This is a genomic window from Streptomyces sp. MZ04, assembly GCF_004684775.1.
Lineage (GTDB): Bacteria > Actinomycetota > Actinomycetes > Streptomycetales > Streptomycetaceae > Streptomyces.
In genome coordinates this window covers 1-2,578 of sequence record NZ_SRIC01000509.1, presented here as the reverse complement: position 1 = coordinate 2,578, position 2,578 = coordinate 1, and the positions used below count along the sequence as shown (strand labels likewise).

Sequence of the window (2,578 nt, the reverse complement as noted above, 5' to 3'; positions counted from 1 at the left end):
GTATAAGAGACCGGGGGAGGGGGCGTCGAGGACGAGGACCGTGGCGGCCGGAGCATCAGCCGTCGCATCGGGCGTCGAATCGGACATCGGGGAGAAACCGTTTCGCAATGAGAGTCCGCTTCCCTGAGATACGTGTCGGCCAGGGCCGTCTGAGATGCGCGGATTGACCACGCTCGCACCTGAAACTACCTTCGTCAACAGAGGTGCTCTATCACAAGCACCCCACGACTGAGTACTCTCCGTACGAGGTCGTAGCACTCTCTGTAGCGCCTCCTTTTCGCGGCGCATCTTGCCCCGTCCCGACGTCCCGGCGCGTCGCCGGTTCCGCATCTCCCGGCCCCCGGCCGGTCCCTCCAATGCACGCACGCACGAACTTGGGGCCTGCTCATGGACGTCTCCTTCCTCGGCGGACCACACCCTCAGCGCGGTGTAGGTGTCGTCGCCCCTTTCGACTTCGCCCTCGACCGGGAACTCTGGCGCTGGGTTCCCGATGAGGTCTCCCTCCATCTGACGCGTACTCCGTACGTGCCCGTCGAGGTCAGCCTCGACCTGGCGCGCCTGGTCAGCGAGCACGAGACGCTGGGCGAGGCGGTCCGCGCGCTGAGCGCCGCCGAGCCGGAAGTCCTGGCGTACGCCTGTACGTCGGGCAGTTTCGTCGGCGGCATCGCCGGTGAGCGGGCGATGTGCGAGGCGATGACCCGCGAGGGCGCGGTCGCCGCCGTCACCACTTCGGGCGCGCTGCTCGAAGCGCTCGATGACCTGGGCGCACGGCGCATCGCCCTGGTCACGCCCTACACCTGGTCGGTGACCCAGTCCCTGGAGGAGTATCTGGGCGAGGCCGGGGTGAGCGTCACGGGCCGCGCCTACCTGGGTCTGACCAGGCACATCTGGAAGGTGCCCTACCGGGACGTGGCCGACATGGCGCGGCGTGCGGTGCGGGGCGGCGTCGACGCGCTGTTCATCAGCTGCACCAACCTCCCCACGTACGACGTCATCCCGCAGCTCGAGGCCGAGCTGCGGGTTCCGGTCATCTCCGCGAACCAGGTGACGATGTGGTCCGCCCTTCGCCGACTGGGTACGCATGCGGTAGGGCCCTACCAGGCACTGATCAGCCCGAGCGCGAGGCCGGGCGCGGGCACCGTCCCCGGGCCGGGCGCGGTGCCGGACGCCCTGCCGCTCGACCCGCCCCAGGGGCTGCCCGAAGGACCACCACCGCTGCCTTGAAGGAGGCTGGAAGTGACCGCACTTGGTTTCCTCTATCCGGGTCACTCGGCTGAGGACGACTACCCCCGCATGGAGCAGATGCTGGGCAGTGACATCCGTCTTCAGGTCGTCCACACGGACATCGGCGAGGACGCCCACCGGGTCGACGCGCTCCTGGAGATGGGCTCGCCCGAGCGGCTCGCGGCGGGCGTCGAGGAACTGCGTCTGTCCGGCGCGGAGGCGGTGGTGTGGGCGTGCACCAGCGCGAGCTTCGTCTTCGGCTGGGAGGGCGCGCACGACCAGGTCCGCGCGCTCGCCCGGGCGGCGGGGCTCCCGGCGTCCAGCACGTCGTTCGCCTTCGCCCATGCGGTACGTGAGGTGGGCGCGACCCGGGTCGCGATCGCGGCGACGTATCCGGAGGACGTGGCGGGGCACTTCGCCGCGTTCCTGAAGGCGGCGGGGACCGAGGTCGTCTCGACGCGCGGCAGCGGCATCATCACGGCGGCGGAGGTCGGCACGTGGGGGTGGGAGGAGGTCAAGGCGATGGCCCTGGCGGGCGACCACCCCGACGCGGAGGCCGTCCTGCTGCCGGACACGGCACTGCACACGGCGGCGTACGTCAGCGCGCTCGAGCAGGAGCTGGGCAAACCGGTCCTGACGGCCAACCAGGTGACGGTCTGGGAGGCCCTGCGCCTGGCCACCCGAAGGGTGAACGCACCGACGCTGGGAGCACTGTTCACGAAGGAGCCGCTGGTACAGGTGAAGGACTAACTCTCCGGCCACTTCGCGGCGGATCGTTCCCGCCTGCCCTGCGGGGGTTCTTTCCCGCCCGCTCTGCGGGGGTTCTTTCCGGCCCGCCGTGCGGTGGTTCTTTCCCGCCCGCTCTGTGGGGGATCGTTCCCGCTCGCCCTGCGGGAGCCTTTCCCGCCCGTCCTGCGGTGGATCGTTCCGGCCCGCCGTGCGGTGGTTGTTTCCCGCCCGCTCTGTGGGGGATCGCTGCCGCTCGCCCTGCGGGAGCCTTTCCCGCCCGTCCTGCGGGGGTTCTTTCCCTCCCGCCGTGCGGTGGTTGTTTCCCGCCCGCTCTGTGGGGGATCGCTGCCGCTCGCCCTGCGGGAGCCTTTCCCGCCCGTCCTGCGGTGGATCGTTGCTGCCCGCCGTGCGGTGGTTGTTTCCCGCCCGCTCTGTGGGGGATCGCTGCCGCTCGCCCTGCGGGAGCCTTTCCCGCCCGTCCTGCGGGGGTTCTTTCCGGCCCGCCGTGCGGTGGTTGTTTCCCGCCCGCTCTGTGGGGGATCGCTGCCGCTCGCCCTGCGGGAGCCTTTCCCGCCCGTCCTGCGGGGGCTGTCTCTTATACACACCTGCGGCTGCCCACGAATAG

Annotated in this window: 2 protein-coding genes; both read left to right on the top strand. The window is 70.4% G+C overall.

Going from position 1 to position 2,578, the window contains the following annotated elements; all coding sequences use genetic code 11:
- The first annotated feature begins 387 nt into the window (after positions 1-387).
- Complete coding sequence (locus E2651_RS42585; protein WP_135336626.1) at positions 388-1,224, top strand: aspartate/glutamate racemase family protein; 837 nt, start codon at positions 388-390, stop codon at positions 1,222-1,224.
- Between the two features lie 12 nt (positions 1,225-1,236).
- A complete protein-coding gene (locus E2651_RS42580) occupies positions 1,237-1,974 on the top strand; it encodes an aspartate/glutamate racemase family protein (RefSeq protein WP_135336625.1) in 738 nt (245 codons plus the stop codon).
- Positions 1,975-2,578: the final 604 nt, after the last annotated feature.